This is a genomic window from Psychromonas sp. SP041, assembly GCF_000470315.2.
Taxonomy (GTDB): domain Bacteria; phylum Pseudomonadota; class Gammaproteobacteria; order Enterobacterales; family Psychromonadaceae; genus Psychromonas.
Genome location: NZ_CBRF02000008.1, coordinates 123,158 through 141,179, shown reverse-complemented (window position 1 = coordinate 141,179; position 18,022 = coordinate 123,158). Strand labels below are relative to the sequence as shown.

The 18,022-nt window shown below is 36.6% G+C and carries 16 protein-coding genes and 2 rRNA genes; 13 read left to right on the top strand and 5 right to left on the bottom strand.

What is annotated here, in order from left to right; all coding sequences use genetic code 11:
* The 8 genes from SP041_RS06595 to SP041_RS06560 all read left to right on the top strand — a co-directional run.
* Window positions 1-93, top strand: a 23S ribosomal RNA gene (locus SP041_RS06595); the annotation flags it as partial.
* Between the two features lie 157 nt (window positions 94-250).
* Window positions 251-366: ribosomal RNA gene (gene rrf / locus SP041_RS06590) — 5S ribosomal RNA — on the top strand.
* Between the two features lie 170 nt (window positions 367-536).
* A protein-coding gene (locus tag SP041_RS06585; RefSeq protein WP_137297476.1) for an IS630 family transposase occupies window positions 537-1,560 on the top strand; the annotation gives its coding sequence in 2 pieces (ribosomal slippage) (window positions 537-983 and window positions 985-1,560; 1,023 coding nt in all).
* Between the two features lie 755 nt (window positions 1,561-2,315).
* On the top strand, window positions 2,316-3,242 hold the full coding sequence (gene hemC, locus SP041_RS06580; protein ID WP_025564781.1) for a hydroxymethylbilane synthase: 927 nt from the start codon (window positions 2,316-2,318) through the stop codon (window positions 3,240-3,242).
* A complete protein-coding gene (locus SP041_RS06575) occupies window positions 3,239-3,991 on the top strand; it encodes a uroporphyrinogen-III synthase (RefSeq protein WP_025564780.1) in 753 nt (250 codons plus the stop codon). Before hemC ends, SP041_RS06575 begins: the two co-directional genes overlap by 4 nt.
* Window positions 3,992-4,015: 24 nt before the next feature.
* On the top strand, window positions 4,016-5,149 hold the full coding sequence (locus SP041_RS06570) for a uroporphyrinogen-III C-methyltransferase (RefSeq protein WP_025564779.1): 1,134 nt from the start codon (window positions 4,016-4,018) through the stop codon (window positions 5,147-5,149).
* A gap of 5 nt (window positions 5,150-5,154) precedes the next feature.
* Window positions 5,155-6,336, top strand: coding sequence for a heme biosynthesis HemY N-terminal domain-containing protein (locus SP041_RS06565; protein WP_025564778.1), 1,182 nt, complete (start codon window positions 5,155-5,157; stop codon window positions 6,334-6,336).
* A 562-nt stretch (window positions 6,337-6,898) separates the two neighbouring features.
* Window positions 6,899-8,923, top strand: a complete 2,025-nt coding sequence (locus SP041_RS06560; RefSeq protein ID WP_025563513.1) for a permease — start codon at window positions 6,899-6,901, stop codon at window positions 8,921-8,923.
* A gap of 51 nt (window positions 8,924-8,974) precedes the next feature.
* Here SP041_RS06560 and SP041_RS06555 read toward each other — a convergent pair whose 3' ends face one another.
* Window positions 8,975-9,331, bottom strand: a complete 357-nt coding sequence (locus SP041_RS06555; RefSeq protein WP_025563514.1) for a glutathione S-transferase N-terminal domain-containing protein — start codon at window positions 9,329-9,331, stop codon at window positions 8,975-8,977.
* Between the two features lie 99 nt (window positions 9,332-9,430).
* On the opposite strand from SP041_RS06555, the gene SP041_RS06550 reads away from it, so the two are divergent.
* The 5 genes from SP041_RS06550 to SP041_RS06530 all read left to right on the top strand — a co-directional run bounded on the left by SP041_RS06550 (window position 9,431) and on the right by SP041_RS06530 (window position 14,559).
* The gene (locus tag SP041_RS06550) at window positions 9,431-9,622 is read left to right on the top strand and encodes a DUF1289 domain-containing protein (protein WP_025563515.1); all 192 of its coding nucleotides are present in this window, start codon (window positions 9,431-9,433) and stop codon (window positions 9,620-9,622) included.
* 24 nt (window positions 9,623-9,646) lie between these two features.
* Window positions 9,647-10,456, top strand: a complete 810-nt coding sequence (locus SP041_RS06545) for a hypothetical protein (protein WP_025563516.1) — start codon at window positions 9,647-9,649, stop codon at window positions 10,454-10,456.
* Between the two features lie 255 nt (window positions 10,457-10,711).
* The gene (gene nirB / locus SP041_RS06540; protein WP_025563517.1) at window positions 10,712-13,258 is read left to right on the top strand and encodes a nitrite reductase large subunit NirB; all 2,547 of its coding nucleotides are present in this window, start codon (window positions 10,712-10,714) and stop codon (window positions 13,256-13,258) included.
* Window positions 13,258-13,584, top strand: a complete 327-nt coding sequence (gene nirD / locus SP041_RS06535) for a nitrite reductase small subunit NirD (RefSeq protein ID WP_025563518.1) — start codon at window positions 13,258-13,260, stop codon at window positions 13,582-13,584. The genes nirB and nirD overlap by 1 nt, the downstream gene beginning before the upstream one ends.
* 162 nt (window positions 13,585-13,746) lie before the next feature.
* Window positions 13,747-14,559: a formate/nitrite transporter family protein gene (locus SP041_RS06530; RefSeq protein ID WP_025563519.1), complete on the top strand. Its 813-nt coding sequence runs from the start codon at window positions 13,747-13,749 to the stop codon at window positions 14,557-14,559.
* A 197-nt stretch (window positions 14,560-14,756) separates the two neighbouring features.
* Here the strand turns inward: SP041_RS06530 and SP041_RS06525 are convergent, their stop codons facing one another.
* From SP041_RS06525 to SP041_RS06510, 4 genes are all read right to left on the bottom strand, one after another.
* Window positions 14,757-15,746, bottom strand: coding sequence for a calcium/sodium antiporter (locus SP041_RS06525; protein WP_025563520.1), 990 nt, complete (start codon window positions 15,744-15,746; stop codon window positions 14,757-14,759).
* Window positions 15,747-15,835: 89 nt separating this feature from the next.
* On the bottom strand, window positions 15,836-16,111 hold the full coding sequence (rpoZ, locus tag SP041_RS06520) for a DNA-directed RNA polymerase subunit omega (RefSeq protein WP_025563521.1): 276 nt from the start codon (window positions 16,109-16,111) through the stop codon (window positions 15,836-15,838).
* Window positions 16,112-16,197: 86 nt separating this feature from the next.
* Complete coding sequence (gmk, locus tag SP041_RS06515; protein WP_025563522.1) at window positions 16,198-16,824, bottom strand: guanylate kinase; 627 nt, start codon at window positions 16,822-16,824, stop codon at window positions 16,198-16,200.
* A 199-nt stretch (window positions 16,825-17,023) separates the two neighbouring features.
* On the bottom strand, window positions 17,024-18,007 hold the full coding sequence (locus tag SP041_RS06510) for a two-component system response regulator (RefSeq protein ID WP_025563523.1): 984 nt from the start codon (window positions 18,005-18,007) through the stop codon (window positions 17,024-17,026).
* Window positions 18,008-18,022: the final 15 nt, after the last annotated feature.

The following is an 18,022-nucleotide window of genomic DNA, read 5'->3' as shown; positions in this document are numbered from 1 at the left end:
GGCCGTTGGAGACTACAACGTTGATAGGCAAGGTGTGTAAGTGCAGTAATGTATTGAGCTAACTTGTACTAATTACCCGTGAGGCTTAACCATACAACACCTAAGTGGTGTTGGTGTTTACCAAGACGAGAGTGGGCACTCTTTAAACTAGCGCTTGTGAAGTATATTTACATATATATAAGTTTGTAAGATGAAACAATTTCAGAATTAGAACATATCGACTATTAGCTTTTCTAATTTATTTTTTATGCTTGGCGATAATAGCGCTGTGGTACCACCTGATCCCATGCCGAACTCAGAAGTGAAACGCAGCTGCGCCGATGATAGTGTGAGGTCTCCTCATGTGAAAGTAGGTCATTGCCAAGCGCCTAATACGATAATCCCTGTTGACTGACGTCAGCAGGGATTTTTTCGTTTTAGCGGTTAAATGATTCGAGAGTAGAAACAGGAAGTAGGACGAGTTTACCGACAGGCAGGTTTATGATACCAATTCCGATAATTTTGTGATCTAATATGCCTTTAATAAAGGAGTTGTTATGGACCATGATTTCCCTAAATTAATTGCATCTACATCTAATGCAAGACTTCGTATGAGGCTTCTAGCCGTTTCACACTTTACTGAAGGCCTTAGTCGAACACAGATTGCTAAGTATTTAAAAGTGAGTCGCGTCAGTGTTAATAAATGGGTTAAAGCTTATTTAACTTATGGTCTTAATGGATTAAAAGAAAAGTCTCATTCCGGGAGACCATCTCGATTAACCCAGGAGCAGTTAAGGGAAATTAAAACATATGTAATTGATAACGCAGTAAAAAAAGGTGGAGGTCGTTTACAAGGGAATGATATAAAAGAATATATTGAAACCAACTTCAACGTCACTTATCAAAAAACTAATATCTATCATTTACTCCATGAACTAAACCTTAGTTGGATAACAACACGTTCAATGCACCCGAAACAATCAATTGAAGCACAGGAAACTTTTAAAAAAATTCCAAATAGAAACGATCCTTAAGATCCCAGGGCATATCAGCTTGGATAACGTCAATGTATGGTTCCAAGATGAAGCAAGATTTGGACAACGCAATACAACAACACGTATTTGGGCGGAAAAAGGCTCAAGACCTAGAGCAATTCAGCAACAACAATTTCAAAATGCTTATCTTTTTGGTGCGGTTTGTGTGAATACAGGTCAAACAGAAGCAATTGTTGCACCTGTTAGTAATATGGAAGTGATGACGAAGCACTTACAATTAATTTCAGATGCGACGCCAGTTGGTAAGCATTCAGTTATCATTATGGATCAGGCTAGCTGGCATCAAACTTATTTAGAAGAGCAATTTTCTAACCTCACTATCATTCATCTTCCACCTTATTCACCGGAGCTTAATCCAATTGAACAAGTGTGGAGTTGGTTACGACAGAATGAAATTGCAAATCGTTGTTTTAAAGACTACAACGACATTGTTGATAAATGCTGTATTGCTTGGAATCGATTTTGTGAAGATCAAAAACGAGTTATTTCACTTTGCTATCGTGATTGGACGAATCTGATAAGTTAATTATCGGAATTGGTATGAGTACTGGAGCGCTGCGTCGCCTTTGCATTGCCAAGCTTGCTATACTTTAAATACGCGACAATTCCTGTTGACTGACGTCAGCAGGGATTTTTTCGTTTTAGTGTTTAGAGCCTTGAAGTTAATGGGGTGAAATATAGCACTTGTTGAAAACCTTATTGGCTAGAAGAAAGTTTAGCTTTGACTTTGTGGCGCTTGCTTTAGGCTGCGGGGTTTTGGTGTGTGTACTTATACCAATGGAATTAAATAAGTGATCAGAAATTGCACTGGAAAAATTAACACTAATAAGGCGTGAGTTGTAGAAGATAGTTGTTCTCACTTCAAAACTCAGAACGTAGTTAGGGGGGATTTTAACCAGCAAGGATGATCACCTTATTAATTCTTTTGGTATTATACCTTACGTTAAACCATCTCTCCTGCTCAATATTTAGATCGCTTATTTAATGCAATTGGCATTAGAGTGTTCGAAACCTCTATGTGCTTTTAATTTTCTCATTATTTCTAATTCGACTTCTATAGATAAACACCTCTTTTTTTACCGCATTCTTTGCAATAATGTGATTATTTTTAGATTTGATTAGATTACGACTTTAATTAAATCTAAAGTGGTTTAAGGTTTTTCTTATATATATGTATTAAATTTATACTTTAATGTCAACTTTGACAGTTTCTATGATATTTGTATGGATCATTAATTTGTTTTTGTTAGCATTAATTATCCTTTTGTTAGAGAGAATACAATGTCTAAAAAAATAATCCGTATTGCAACTCGTCACAGCCCTTTAGCAATGTGGCAGGCTAATTTTGTTAAAGATGAGTTAATGAAGCACCATAAAGACTTAACTGTTGAATTATTACCAATGAAAACAAAAGGCGATATTCTTTTAGATACTCCTTTAGCAAAGGTAGGTGGTAAAGGCTTGTTCGTTAAAGAATTAGAAGTCGCTATTTTAGAAAAGCGTGCTGATATAGCCGTTCATTCTATGAAAGATGTACCTGTGGAATTTCCTGAAGGGTTAGGATTAAGCATTATTTGCGAACGTGAAGATCCACGTGATGCTTTTGTTTCTAATCATTTTAAGCAATTATCAGATCTACCTGAAGGTGCGGTTGTTGGTACTTGCAGTCTAAGACGCCAATGCCAAATCAGTGAATTACGTCCAGATATAAAAATTAAAGACTTACGTGGTAATGTAAATACACGTCTACGTAAATTAGATGATGGTGAATACGATGCTATTATTCTTGCAGCGGCTGGTTTAATTCGTTTAGAGATGGAATCACGTATTGCGAGTTTTATTGAACCAGAAGTAAGTTTACCTGCTGTAGGACAAGGTGCTGTCGGTATTGAATGTCGACTAGATGACGCTGAAACTATTGCTTTACTTGCTCCTTTGGAACATCGCGAAACACGTGTACGAGTAACCGCTGAACGCGCTATGAATTTAGCACTTGAAGGTGGTTGCCAAGTACCTATTGGTAGTTTTGCTTTAATGAACGGTGATCAGCTGTTTTTGCGTGGATTAGTGGGTAGTGTTGATGGTACTAATATCATCAGAAAAGAATTAATCGGTCATGTTGATCAAGCTCATGAGCTTGGTGAAACATTAGCACAGCAACTATTAAACGCTGGAGCAAAAGAAATTTTAAGTGAAGTTTATAAGTGATAATTGAACCACGATTGTTAGTGACTCGTTTTGCTCCACATGCAGAGCGACTTGCTAATAGTTTAAACGATAGTGGATGCTTCTCTATTGCACAGCCACTATTAACGGTGACTTCATTAGATGATCCTAAAACACTTAATACATTTTTATCTGGTTATTATGATTATGTTATCGCCGTAAGTGGTAATGCAGTTAGATATGCTCAACAGCAGATAAATATTGATTGGCCTAAAGCTTGTTATTTGGCAGTCGGTCAATCAACACAAAATATATTAAATGAAGTGACAGACCAAGATGTTTTATGCCCTTTAACTCGATTTGATAGTGAAGGTTTATTAGATCTTGATGTACTACAATCAATTAAAAATAAACGTGTTTTAATTTTACGTGGTGAAGGTGGGCGAGACTTACTTGAAACAACGTTAATTGAACGTGGTGCAAAAGTTGATTTCTTTCAAACATATAAACGTATCAAGATTGATCTTAATGGTCACGAATTAGTTAATAATTGGCAACAAGCGTCTATAAATGGTGCTATTATCAGTAGTGTGGAAATTTTAAATCAATTATTTATGCTTGTGCCAAAGGAATATACAAGTTGGATAGGTGAGTTAATATTTTATGTCCCAAGTGAACGTGTCGCTAAACAGGCGACACTATTAGGTGTTCAACATATTGTGTTGTTACCAAGCTTACATACAGATCAAATTGTGGAATTTTTTAAAGTAAATAATGGCAACTGTATATAGCCCATTAGTTTAAATAGGAATGTTATGACTGATACTAATACTGAAAATCAAAATATATCAACAACACCTGATTCAGAAGAAGATGTTGTTAATAAAAAGCGTAAAAAATCTTCTCGGCTATTAGTCATTATTGCTCTGATTTTTATTATCATATTATTATGTATTATAGGCTATGGCTTTTATTTTTATAAAAATAATGTCGTAAATAATACAACTTACCAACAAAAAATTGAAACATTAGCGAGCAAATTAGAATCCCAAGTCACACAACAAAATACTCAGTTCCTACAGAGTAAGTCATTAAATGACAACTTTAAAACACAAATTGAACGACTCAATATTCAATTATTAGATGCTCAAAATAAAAGCAAATTATACAGTTCAGATATGGAAGCCCTACAACGTAGTGTTGCTGAAACTAATATTCGTCATCCAAGCGATTGGATCTTGTCTGAAGTTGAATATTTAATTAATTTATCGGGTCGTAAACTTTGGTTAGAGCATGACCTTAAGTCAACTATTGCTTTATTAAGTACGGCAGATAAACGCATTGTTGAAATGGGTGATCCTAGTTTAAATCCTTTACGTCGAGCATTACTTGAAGATATTAATATGCTTGAAGCATTACCTCAACGTGATGTTGATGGGGTTATTTTGGCCTTATCTAGTTTAGAGCGTCGTATCGATAAATTGGTTGTAGCTGGCTTAGAAGTCCCTGAAATTAATCAGACTAAAGATAAAGAAGTATCTGATGATGTTGCTGACTGGGAAATGAATGTTGATAAATCTTGGAATTCATTTATTGAAAGCTTTATCGTTATTTCACACCGAGATAAACCTGTTGAAGCTTTACTCTCACCAGAACAATCTTGGTACTTAAAAGAAAACCTAAGAAATGCATTATCGAAAGCTGAATTTGCTGTGTATAGAGAACAGCAAGATATCTATGACTTAGCATTACAGAATGCATTGAAGTTGGTTGCTCTTTATTACGATATGGAAGATAAAAGTACACAGCAATTTTATACATCAGTTAAAAGATTAACTAAGCAAAACGTATCAATAGATTATCCAGATCAATTCAAGAGTGCGCCTTTACTTTCTAGTATTCTTAAACAACGCATTAGTAAGTCATTCACTATTGAAAATGCGGAGTAACGATTATGATTGGACTTTTAATTATTGTTATATTCTTACTCACCGGATTAATTTTTGCGCCTGAGTTAAGTGCGCATAAAGGCTATATTTTAGTTTCATTCGATAGCTACACGACTTATGAAACAACGATTATTAATGCCGCTTTTATTGCAATCTTATTCTATTTTTTATTGCTAGTTGTAGAGTGGGTTTTACGAAAACTACTATCGATGAGTAGTGTTACCCGTGGTTGGTTTGGGCAGCGAAAAACGCGTAAAGCACAAAAAAATAGCTTATTAGGTATGCTTGCTTTACTAGAAGGAAATACTAAACAAGCACAAAAATTATTATCTAAATCAGCTGACCGTAGTGAATCACCTGCATTGACTTATATTGCTGCAGCACGTGCTTCACATAAAAATGGTGAGTTTAATAAGCGTGATGATTACTTACAGCTCGCGAACGAACATCCAGGTTGTAAATTAGCTGTTGGATTAGTATCGGCGGAACTACAACTTGATGCTAAACAGTATGAAAATGCGTTAGCGACCATGACTGAATTAGATCAACGATTCCCTAAAAACAGACAAATATTACAACATTACTTAACGCTTTATCCTGCAATCAATGAATGGGGGAAACTAATCTCTCTACTTAATTCACAACGTAAACTGACTGGATTAAATGAACAGGAATTTGCAACGTTAGAGCTTCATGCTCATCAACAACTATTCCAAAAATTAGCTTCAGAAAGCGGGCAGCTGCTTAATGACTATTGGTATAAAGATGTTGCTCGTTGGATGCGTAAAGAACTGTCTTATCAACAAGCTGTATTGGAAGCTTTTGTTGATAACGGTCATGGGAAGTTGGCACAAGAGTTTTTACTGGATAAACTACAACGTCAATTTTCGTTACCATTATTACCTTATCTTCAAAAAATAAAAGTGACGGATTATTATCCTATTATTACTTTTCTTGAAAAGCAGTTAAAAAAATCAACACATGCTGATTATATCAATCAAGCATTAGCACATTTAAAACTAAAAGAAGGCAATCAAGATGCAGCTATTAAGCACCTTACGGAAAGCCTTAAGACGTTACCTAATGTTGCTGACTATCAGCTATTAGCTTCTCTATTAGAGCAGCAAGATAAAGTTGAAGAGGCTAACTTATATTATCGTGAAGGTTTGGTGTTTGCGGCAAAGTAAGTTTTTAGCTTGATGTTTTTTTTGATGCTTGGGTAATAAATCTATCATTAGAAATTATTTTATTTGAAAGTAAGCTTCGGCTTACTTTTTTATTTTTAATGCATTCCTATCAACCTCAGATCGATACTTTATTTAATACCAAAAGAATTAATAAGGTGATCATTCTTGCTGGTTAAAATCCCCCCTAACTGCGTTGTGAGTTTTGAAGTGAGAACAACTATCTCCTACAACTCACGCCTTATTAGTGTTAATTTTTCCTGCGCAATCTCTGATCACTTATTTAATTCCATTGGTATAACTATTACATGAGATTAATTAATGCAGTCGCATTACTCTAGAACGTTATGCACATCATTAGTTTTAAATTCATAGGACACTCTTCTCACTTCTACAGAATAAATCGAAAAGAGATATCTTTAGTCATCGGTATTGGTATGTTTTCTGAGTCATGAGATAAATAATTTTATGCTAACCATAGTTTAAATTATTTTTATCGTTATTTCTGATAGCCAGTTATTTTCAGATGTTATATTATAACATCTTTAAATTAATTGGTTTTTTTATGTTACTCATTTTAAGCATTTTGGCCTTATTCTTAGGCCCTGTTACTTACCGACTATTACAACGACAACCTGGTTGGTTAGATCTATTAGATGCTTTTATATTTGTTAGCATATCTGGCCTTGTACTCTTTCATATTCTCCCTGAATTATTATATGAAGGTGGTTTATTAGTTCTGGTCTTAACAGGCTTAGGGCTATTAACACCCTCTCTGATAGAAAAATACTTCCATAAAGCGGCTAATAAAGCGCATAACACAACCTTGTTTCTTGGTGTATTAGGGTTAGTACTACATGCTAGCCTTGATGGTACTGTGTTATTAGCAAATCAATCTGACCATACAGAATGGTTATTAGCATTAGGTGTTTTATTACATCGTTTTCCAGTTGGTTTGACTATCTGGTGGTTGTTACGCCCACAATATGGTGTCGTTTTACCCTTTATTGTATTAATTAGTATGGCAGCAGCCACTTTACTGGGGGCTTCTTATGCAGAGCTGTCTATGGCTCAATTAGATGGACAGTTACTTGCTTGGTTCCAAGCTTTTGTTATGGGCTCTATTATGCATGTTGTATTGCATAGACCTTATTTACAGCATCATAAAAAACATCAACAAGGTAATACAAAAGAACATAAATATGCTGCTGGTATCGGTAGTTTCTTCGGTTTAGTGGTTTTAGGGTTTGTATTGTTACCACATTGGCTTGGCTATATAGAACATAACCATGATCATGCTGTATCGAATGAGCATGAAGCTCACGAGTCTCACCTTCTTGTACAAGAAGTTGAACATGACGGGGTGCACTTAGAAAATCTTATTCATGATCATGATGCTGAAGAACATGCACAAGCTAATGAGCCGCAACATGTAGAAGAAGGGACAGGGCGCCATGAACATCTGCACGAGGATGAAGTCCATGACGAACATGAGCATGAAGATATACATCATAATCAAAGTATCGAAGAAAGCGAGGCGCTACATCAACAACACAATACAGCATTAACACTAGTTAACTTCGGTAAATTAGCTTTATACAGTGCACCTATGTTGTTATTTGCTTACTTGTTAAGTGGGTTAATGCATTACTTTAAACCGGCATTAAATGTGTTACCTGCCCAGGGAAATAAAGGTCACTTTAAAGATGCCATTAAAGGTGTTTTATATGGGCTTCCTTTACCTATTTGTTCACCTGCCGCGAGTAAAATGCACCAACAATTATTAAGCTTAGGAGCGAATCAAACTTTTGCGACTGCGTTCTTAATTGCGACTCCAATCATTGGTTTTGACGCTATTTTAATTTCTATACCGTTATTAGGTGAGCAATTAGTTCTACTGCGTATTGTATTTGCGGTTTTATTTGCTGCGATAATCGCATGGTTATTAGGAAGACACTTTAAAAATCCAATCTCTGCTGTTGTCGCACAAAGTTGTCAGGGTGGACATCCAACTTCACGCTTTATAACGGCGATAAAACAAGGTTATCAACACCAATTAGATCACACTGCACCTTGGGTTATTTTTGGTTGGGCGTTAGCGGCTACTTTATCTGCTACACCTGCTTGGGCTTTCTTTGAGCAAGCCTTATGGTTACAGGTGTTAGTGATGGTGCTTATCGCTTTCCCATTTGCATTATGTGCAACGGGAATGACACCTATTATTGCAGTGATGTTAATTGCGGGTTTATCGCCAGGAGCGGCCATTGCTTGTTTATTAATTGGACCAAGTATTAGTTTAGATTTATTAAAACAATTAAAGCTTCAACAAGGTTACTTTGCCGCTTTTGCTTTTGCGATGGTGATGCTGGTGACTGCTTTCTTAATTGGATTATCGTTAAATGAGTATATTGATGCTTTCCCATTGCCGTGGTTAGGTGAGTTAGATGCTGATTTTTCTTGGTGGCATTTTGTTAGTTTGGCCATTATTCTTGTTTTGTATTTTGCTTCATTATTACGTAGAGGCGCGCGTGCGTTTATTGCGGAGTTATTACCTAAAAGCTTATTAGAACATCGCCATCATCATCACTAAAAATATTAAAAGTACGCCAATCATATTGTTATGATTCGCGTACTCAAGTTATTAAGCGAATCTTTTATCTAGATAGCTAACAATGTCTGATGACTCATACATCCAAGTAACGGTGTTATTTTCTTCTATACGTAAACAAGGTACTTTTACGTGACCGCCTTGTTCAGCAAGTACCTTTTTGTGTTCAGGTTGTTGTGCATCGACTAATTCAATATTTAACGCATTACGTCGCATCGCACGTCGAACCTTGACGCAAAAAGGGCAAGCAGCAAATTGATATAATTGTAGGCTCTTTGTTTCTTGGTCAACTTTTTGTTGTAAATCGTCTTTGCGTTTTACTTTCTTAGGTGCAAAAATAAAGTTCAGTACTAAAATTAAACGGCCTAATAGCCAGCGAATTATTTTCATTTTTTTCTCTTTGTAATTGACTGTTGAGAGTAAAATTGTAACCGATCCAAGAGGTTCATAAAAGATGATTACCCCCCGAATATTAATTAAGGAAGATAAATGAGTACTCCTGCCTCTCCATGCGTTTCAAATTGCTGTTTAAATGAAGAAGATATCTGTTTAGGTTGTTTTCGTAGTTTGACTGAAATCACTGGCTGGTCACAAGCATCAGACTCAGGTAAGCAAGATATTGTTGTTAATACAAAAATACGCCGTGAGAAGATTAAAGCCTCTCAATCATTTCCATCGTAGTTAATATTTAAATAGGTTATGAGTATGAATCAGAACGATACGGTGAGTATATTGGGCAGCGGTTGGTTAGGTTTGCCATTAGCGAGTAGTTTACAGGTTGCAGGGAAAACGGTGCGCTTATCAACTCGAACGGCAAGCAAAGCGAAACAGTTAACTGATTTGAACTTTAAATCTTATGTGGTTGATATAGAAAGTAGCTTATATAACCTAGATGACCTCGATAATTTAAATAACGCCCAAGATTTTTTACAAGCTAATACACTTATTATCAATATTACTAGTAAGTCATTACCTGCATTTCAAAAACTTGTGGCTGAAATCGAAACAAGTCCCATTGAACACGTTTTATTTATTAGCTCTACTTCGGTTTATGGAAATAACCAAGGAATATGTAAAGAAAGTGACCTCTTAGAAACTGAAACTAATTTACGAAAAATAGAAAAGTTATTTACAGATAATGCACACTTTGATTGTTCAGTTATTCGCTTCGCTGGGTTAATTGGACGTAAGCGCCATCCCGGTAGATTCTTCGCTGGAGGTAAAAGTATTAAAGATGGTTATGCTAAGGTGAACCTAATTCATCAATTTGATTGCATTAAATTAATTGAAACTATTTTACAGCAACAAGCATGGGGTGAAGTGTTTAATGGTTGTGCTGATAATCATCCCACTAAAAAGTCATATTATACCAAAATGGCATTATCATTAGGATATCCAGAACCTGAGTGCCTTATTACAGAGCCAAGTGCCTCTAAAATAGTGTGCAATGAAAAAATAAAAACACAGCTAGGTTATCAATTTATTTATCCTGATATATTTAATATCATCTGTTAACTTCATTTCTTTTGATTCGCAAATAATATCTTCTTATGAGGCTGTATTAATAATGAAATTAATACAGCCTCACGCCTATATTACTTATCCCATACCATAAAAAGACCGCAAATAAAGTAGGGTTTATAGCATTTCTTAAAATAAACGTACTTATTTTAAGCGTTATGTGATTTCTATTGATATCTATCAAGTTCTGTTTGAAGGGGTAGGTTATCTTTCACTTGAATTTAGTTTTAGCTGGTGGATGAGGAAATTATGAGTAAACAAAAGTTAGTCATTATTGGTAATGGCATGGTCGGGCACCGTTTTATTGAAGAGTTTGTTGATAAAGGTGGTCTAGCGCATTTTGATATCGTTACTTTCTGTGAAGAGCCGCGTGTTGCATACGATCGCGTACATCTTTCTTCATACTTTTCTCATCATACTGCTGATGAATTGTCATTAGTAAAAGAAGGTTATTACCAAAAACATAATATCGAAGTGTTTGTTGGTGAACGTGCCTTAACCATTAATCGTGCTGAAAAAGTGATTCATTCTCAAACGGGTCGTGCCATCGTTTACGATAAGCTTATCATGGCGACAGGTTCTTATCCGTGGGTACCAACCATTAAAGGCAACGAAAGCAAAGATTGTTTTGTCTATCGTACTATTGAAGATTTAAATGCTATAGAAAGTACTGCTCGTCGTAGTAAAAGTGGTGCAGTTATCGGCGGTGGTTTATTAGGGCTAGAAGCTGCTGGAGCATTAAAAGCATTGGGAGTGGAAACACACGTTGTTGAATTTGCGCCTGTATTAATGGCTGAACAACTTGATCAACAAGGTGGTCAAATATTACGTAGTAAAATTGAAAGTATCGGCGTGAACGTACATACCGGTAAAAATACCAAAGAAATTATTGCATCAGGCGAGACAGCACGTAATACCATGCAATTTGCCGATGGTAGTGAATTAGAAGTCGATTTTATCGTTTTCTCTACTGGTGTTCGCCCGCAAGATAAATTAGCAAAACAATGTGGCCTAGCAACTGCGCCGCGTGGTGGTATTCAGATTAATGATCAATGTATTACGTCTGATCCAAATATCTTTGCCATTGGAGAATGTGCTTCTTGGAATGAAAAATTCTTTGGTTTAGTGGCACCGGGTTACAACATGGCAAAAGTAGCTGTAGATACATTATTAGGCAACGAAAATACATTTACTGGCGCAGACATGAGCGCAAAATTAAAACTGTTAGGTGTTGATGTTGGTAGCATTGGTGATGCGAATGGCCGTACACCAAACTGTCAAAGTTATGTGTATTTAGATGGCAGTAAATCAATCTATAAACGTCTTATTGTTTCAGAAGACGGTAAAAAATTATTAGGGGCTGTATTAGTTGGCGATAGCAGTAGCTACAGTGATTTATTGCAATATAAGCTAAATGATATTGAGTTACCAAAACACCCCGATGCACTTATTTTACCGAGTCATTCTGGTGCTGAAAAAGTGGGTTTAGGTGTAGATGCTTTACCTGAAACAGCCCAAGTTTGCTCATGTTTTGATGTTAAAAAATCAGATATCTCTGAAGCAGTCGCCGCTGGTCATACAACCATTGGTGCTGTCAAAATGGAAACCAAAGCAGGTACTGGCTGCGGTGGTTGTGTTCCGCTTATTACACAAATATTGAATGCAGAATTAAAAAAACAAGGCGTGGAAGTTAAAAACCATATTTGTGAACATTTTGAGTACTCTCGTCAAGAGCTGTTTCATTTGATTCGTGTTGGCGGCATTAAAACCTTTAAAACGTTATTAGATAAATACGGTAAAGGTTACGGTTGTGAAGTCTGTAAACCTACGGTGGGATCTATTTTAGCGTCTTGCTGGAATGATTTTGTGTTAACTCAAGACCATAACGGTTTACAAGATACCAACGATATTTTCTTAGGCAATATGCAAAAAGACGGAACTTATTCTGTTATTCCTCGCATGGCTGGTGGTGAAGTGACGCCAAAGGCATTAGGTGTCGTCGCTAAAGTAGCTGAACAATATGCACTTTATACCAAAATAACAGGTGCACAACGCATCGGTTTATTTGGCGCTCACAAAAGTGACTTACCTGATATTTGGCAACAACTAATCGATGCAGGTTTTGAAACGGGTCAAGCTTATGCAAAAGCATTGCGCATGGTTAAAACCTGTGTAGGAAGCACGTGGTGTCGTTTTGGTGTGCAAGATAGTGTTGGTCTTGGTGTTGAGCTTGAAAATCGTTACAAAGGCTTACGTACACCACACAAGATAAAATTTGGTGTATCAGGTTGTACTCGTGAATGTGCTGAAGCACAGGGTAAAGATGTCGGCATTATTGCAACAGACTCTGGTTGGAATCTTTACGTATGCGGTAATGGCGGTATGAAGCCACAACATGCATCATTATTAGCTTCTGATTTAGATAAAGAAACGTTAGTTAAATACTTAGACCGTTTCATGATGTTTTATGTACGTACAGCCGATAAGTTAACACGCACGTCAGTATGGTTACAGAATCTTGAAGGTGGGATTGAATACTTACAAGAAGTGATCATGAATGACAAATTAGGTATTAATGATCAGCTCGAAAGAGAGATGGCTGAAGCCATTAATAGCTTCCAATGTGAATGGACAACTGCGCTATCAGACCAACAGCAGTTATCGCGTTTCTCACACTTCATTAATAGTGATCAACAAGATGATAATGTTGTGTTCACGCCTGCACGTGGTCAAAAACGCCCAGCATTTATTGAAGAAAAAGCCCCAACTTACACTATTAACTTGGAGGAAATATAATGAGTAAATGGAACCAAGTTTGTGCATTAGGCAGTATTTACCCAGCAACAGGCGTTTGTGCCTTAATTGATGGTAAGCAAGTTGCTATCTTCCGTCCTCGTGATGATCAACAGATATTTGCAATGGATAATATGGACCCCTTTGCACGATCAAATGTCCTATCTCGCGGTATTCTTTGTGAGCATAAAGATCAGTTATGGGTTGCTTCACCATTAAAAAAACAACGTTTTAATTTAATTGATGGTTCATGTTTAGAAAGTGATCAAGTCTCAGTGGCGACTTATAAAACACGTGTTAAAGAGGGCAATATCGAGGTTCAATTATAAAAAATCCTAGCTATAAAAAACTTAGTTATTAAAGGTGCGACTGTAAAGATTACATAGCTTAAATGCTTCTTACTTATGATGGTACAACCCTTGTCCATAAAGTAAGTAAGGAGCCTTTCACTATTCAATTTTAACTTCAAACTTAACAATAGGGACTTAATTATGTCTTACATTAAACCAGCTGAATTTGTTCAAACCATGATCGATGCAGGCGAAAATAAAGTGTTCATGTCAACTCGAGACACTATTCTGCGAGGCATCATGGCTGGCGCTATTTTAGCTGTTGCGGTTGTTGTCGCCATTACCGCAGCTGTTCAAACAGGGTTACCGATTGTGGGCGCTTTAGTCTTTCCTGTTGGGTTTGTTGTGTTAAATCTAATGGGATTTGATTTATTAACGGCTGTTTTTGCATTAGCGCCATTAGCATTATTTGATAAACGAAAAGGGGTGACTAAAGCGGGGGTATTACGCAACTGGCTATTAGTTGGCTTAGGTAACTTGATTGGTGCAGTGAGCGTCGCCTTTCTAATAACCTTAACCTTTACTATGAATTTTAGTGTTGAACCAGGTGCGGTAGGGCAAGCTTTTATTAAAGCATCAACAGCCCGTTCACTTGGTTTCGCTGCGCACGGTATGGATGGTTGGATCACGGCTTTTGTGAAAGGTGTTTTATGTAATTGGTTTGTTTGTTTAGGTGTGGTTGGCGCAATGGTTTCAAAATCAGTGAGTGGTAAAACACTAGCAATGTGGTTCCCTATCTTTATCTTCTTTGCATTAGTGTTTGAGCATGCGGTTGTTAATATGTTCTTGTTCCCAATCGGTATGATGTTAGGCGCAGAATTTACTATTATGGACTGGTTAACATGGAATCAACTACCGGTTACTTTAGGCAATATAGTTGGTGGCTTGGTCTTTACTGGTATGACGCTGTACATTACGCATGCTAAAACAAAACCTGCACGTAACTTAGTATAATTTTTAAAGTCTGATCTTGAGCCTCTCATCATTTTTTAAATAAATACGACGAGAGGTTAAAGCGTTTCTTGGATTATGACTGTTTTGATCTGTTATCAAAAAAAATAAGGCCGTAAACTAATGGTCGTTTACGGCCTTATTTTTTATTAGGCATTTAAAAGTAATTAACTCAATTCTTACTCTTAATACACAAGTCGTTAGAGGGCAGTTGCCATCGTATCTTTATACAGCCAAAACATATAAGCAAGATATCCCGCTAATAATAAAGCTCCTTCAAGTCGACTTAATATTCCTGTTTTTCCTTTACGCCATGCAATAGAGAAAATGATTAAAACAACGGTTAAAGCAAGCATAACAGGGTAGTCACGTGTTAATACGGCTGCATCAAAACTTCCTGGGTTAATAAGGCCAGGTAATGCCATTACTCCGAGGATATTAAATATATTGGAGCCAATAATATTTCCTACGGCTAAATCAAATTCTCTTTTTCGTGCCGCTGCGATAGTCGTTGCAAGCTCAGGCAAACTTGTCCCGATTGCGACAACGGTTAAGCCGATAATTAAGTCACTGACTTTGAAGTATTCAGCAACCTCAACAGCACCCCATACTAATAAACGAGAAGAGCCTATCAGTACTAGAATACCAATGATTAACCATTTTAATGCGTGTCCTTTGCTTACTTCTTCAGGTAATTCGTCTAGAATTTCTTGCGCTAAACTATCTTCATTATGTTTTTTGGCTTCCCAGATAGTAAACCCTAACATCGCAAACATCATGGCAATTAGTAATAAGCCATTTAAAAAACTAAGGTATTGATCCCAAAGAAGGCAGTAACTCAATCCTAGAATGATTAATAGCAGAGGCATTTCGCGTTTAAGTAGCTTTGAATGTATGTGTAAGGGGTAAAATAAAGCCGTAAGGCCTAACATCAAGCCAACATTAGTAATGTTAGAGCCAATAGCATTACCAATTGAAAGGCCTGTATTGCCTTCTGCCGCAGCGATCGCTGACACTAACATTTCAGGTGCTGAGGTGCCTAAGCCGACAATGACAACGCCTACAATTAAGGGAGATATTGAAAAACTGCGTGCGGTATTTGATGCCCCTAATACAAACTTATCTGCACTCCAGATAAGTAAGGCGAAGCCAACCAAAATAGCAAGAGCGGGATATAATAGAGTAAACAAAATGTATTCCTGAATATTTTAAACTTATAAAAAAACGCTGAGCATTTTCATGGTCAGCGTTTTTTTAAATTGAGAAGGTTATTCGGTGTTTAACCACGACCTTCTGCAATTGCAGCAACAGCCGCTAATTCAGCCGCTTGCTTTTCATGTCTTTCTTGGCGATCTTGAATATCCATTAATTCATTAGTAATTAAATTTTCTTCAATTTCACGTAAAGCAATTACGGTTGGTTTGTCATTCTCTGGATCAACTAAAGGTGTTTTACCTCCAGTAGCAAGCTGGCGAGCTCGGCGAGAAGCCATTAAGATTAGATCAAAACGGTTGCCTACTACATTTACTGCATCTTCAACGGTTACTCGTGCCATTGCTGAACTCCAAAAATTAATTACATAAAAAAGGGCGGTTATTATATGTGCTAAATACGAATTGATCCAGCATCTTAGTATAGAGATTATACTTCTAATAACTCTCTGATTGTTTCGCGGTGTTTAATCGCTTGTTTTTCTTGCTCATTACGCAATGCGCGTACAATAGCAGAAAACTCTTGTGTAGCTGTATCAAAATCGTCATTGACGATTAAATAATCGTATTCATTATAGTGTGACATCTCTGATTGTGCTTTTTCCATGCGTTTAGCGATAACTTCCGCACTATCTTGTCCACGTTTGTTTAAACGCGCTTCTAATTCTGCTCGGCTTGGCGGCAAAATGAAAATACCTTTCGCATTTGGCATCACACTATGTACTTGACGAGCACCTTGCCAGTCAATATCTAACATCACATCAATACCTTGTGCTAAAGATTGCTCAATAGTCACACGAGAGGTACCGTAATAATTACCAAATACTTCAGCCCATTCAAAAAAAGCATTCTCAGCAATTAATTGTTTAAATTCAGCTTCAGTAACAAAGTGATAATGTTCACCATTCACTTCACCTGGTCTTGGTGAACGAGTTGTATGTGAAATTGATACTTGAGCAGGGTAATCTCGTTTTTCAGCAAGTAGTGCTGTGATTAAACTCGATTTTCCTGCGCCACTTGGGGCGGATACAATAAAAAGAGTGCCAACTTGGGACATAGTTAAATTTCCTGAAACAGTTTTTGTAAATCAAGTACAGGCTGGTGGAATTTTAAGCACTTGAATTTTTGTAAGCGCGGATTATCGCTTATTTTATGAATGAAGTCTTTTTAATGATCAACTATTTTTATAAAAAATGGGATTATTACTCACTGATATTTAATATATAAAATATCGTGTATTAATAACCCAATGAAGACTAATCTTTCCAGCGGTTTTTTATTTCGATAATTTTATCCAGTTGTGATTCAAATAAATCAACCAATTCTGGGTCAAAGTGTTTACTCTTTTGAGAGTGAATTAACTCTAATGCTTTTTGAACTGGCCATGCTTCTTTGTAAGGGCGCACACTGGTTAATGCATCAAAGACATCGGCAAGTGCAACTATGCGGCCTTCAATTGGGATATCAGTCCCTTTTAATTGATTAGGGTAACCTGTTCCATCCCATTTCTCATGGTGTGTCATTGCAACTATTTTAGCTAATTCAATTAAATCTGAATCGGATTCACCTAATATCTCAGCGCCTATTTCAGGATGCTTTTGCATTATTGAAAATTCTTCATCGGTTAGTTTTCCTGGTTTAAGCATGATGCTATCAGGAATACCAATTTTACCTATATCGTGCATCGGAGCGGCTAAAAATAATGCGTCTGCTTCTTTTGCTGAATGACCATAAGCTAAGGCAATGACTTTAGAGTAATGACTCATGCGCATAACGTGCATACCCGTTTCATTATCTTTGTATTCGGCTGCTCGACCTAATCGTTGAATGACTTGTAATCTAGTGCGCTTCAGTTCATCTATATCAACTAAAGACAAATGTGTTTTTACTCGTGCTTTTACGACGGCAGGGGTTACTGGCTTAGAAATATAATCGACCGCTCCTACATTAAGCCCTTTTGCTTCATCAACGGCATCATTTAAAGCAGTGACGAATATAACTGGAATTGTTTTATATACAGGATCTTGTTTAAGGTGTTCACACACTTCATACCCAGTCATTTCAGGCATCATGACATCGAGTAAAATTAAGTCTGGCTTTTCTTTTTCAATTAAACGTAATGCCTCAGCGCCGCTTTTAGCGAAAATGAGTTTATAAATGTCTTTTAAAATATTGTTTAAGACCTTTAAATTAATAGGTTCATCATCAACAATAAGTATTTTTTGTTTACTATTTGGCATCTAAATTACTCGTTT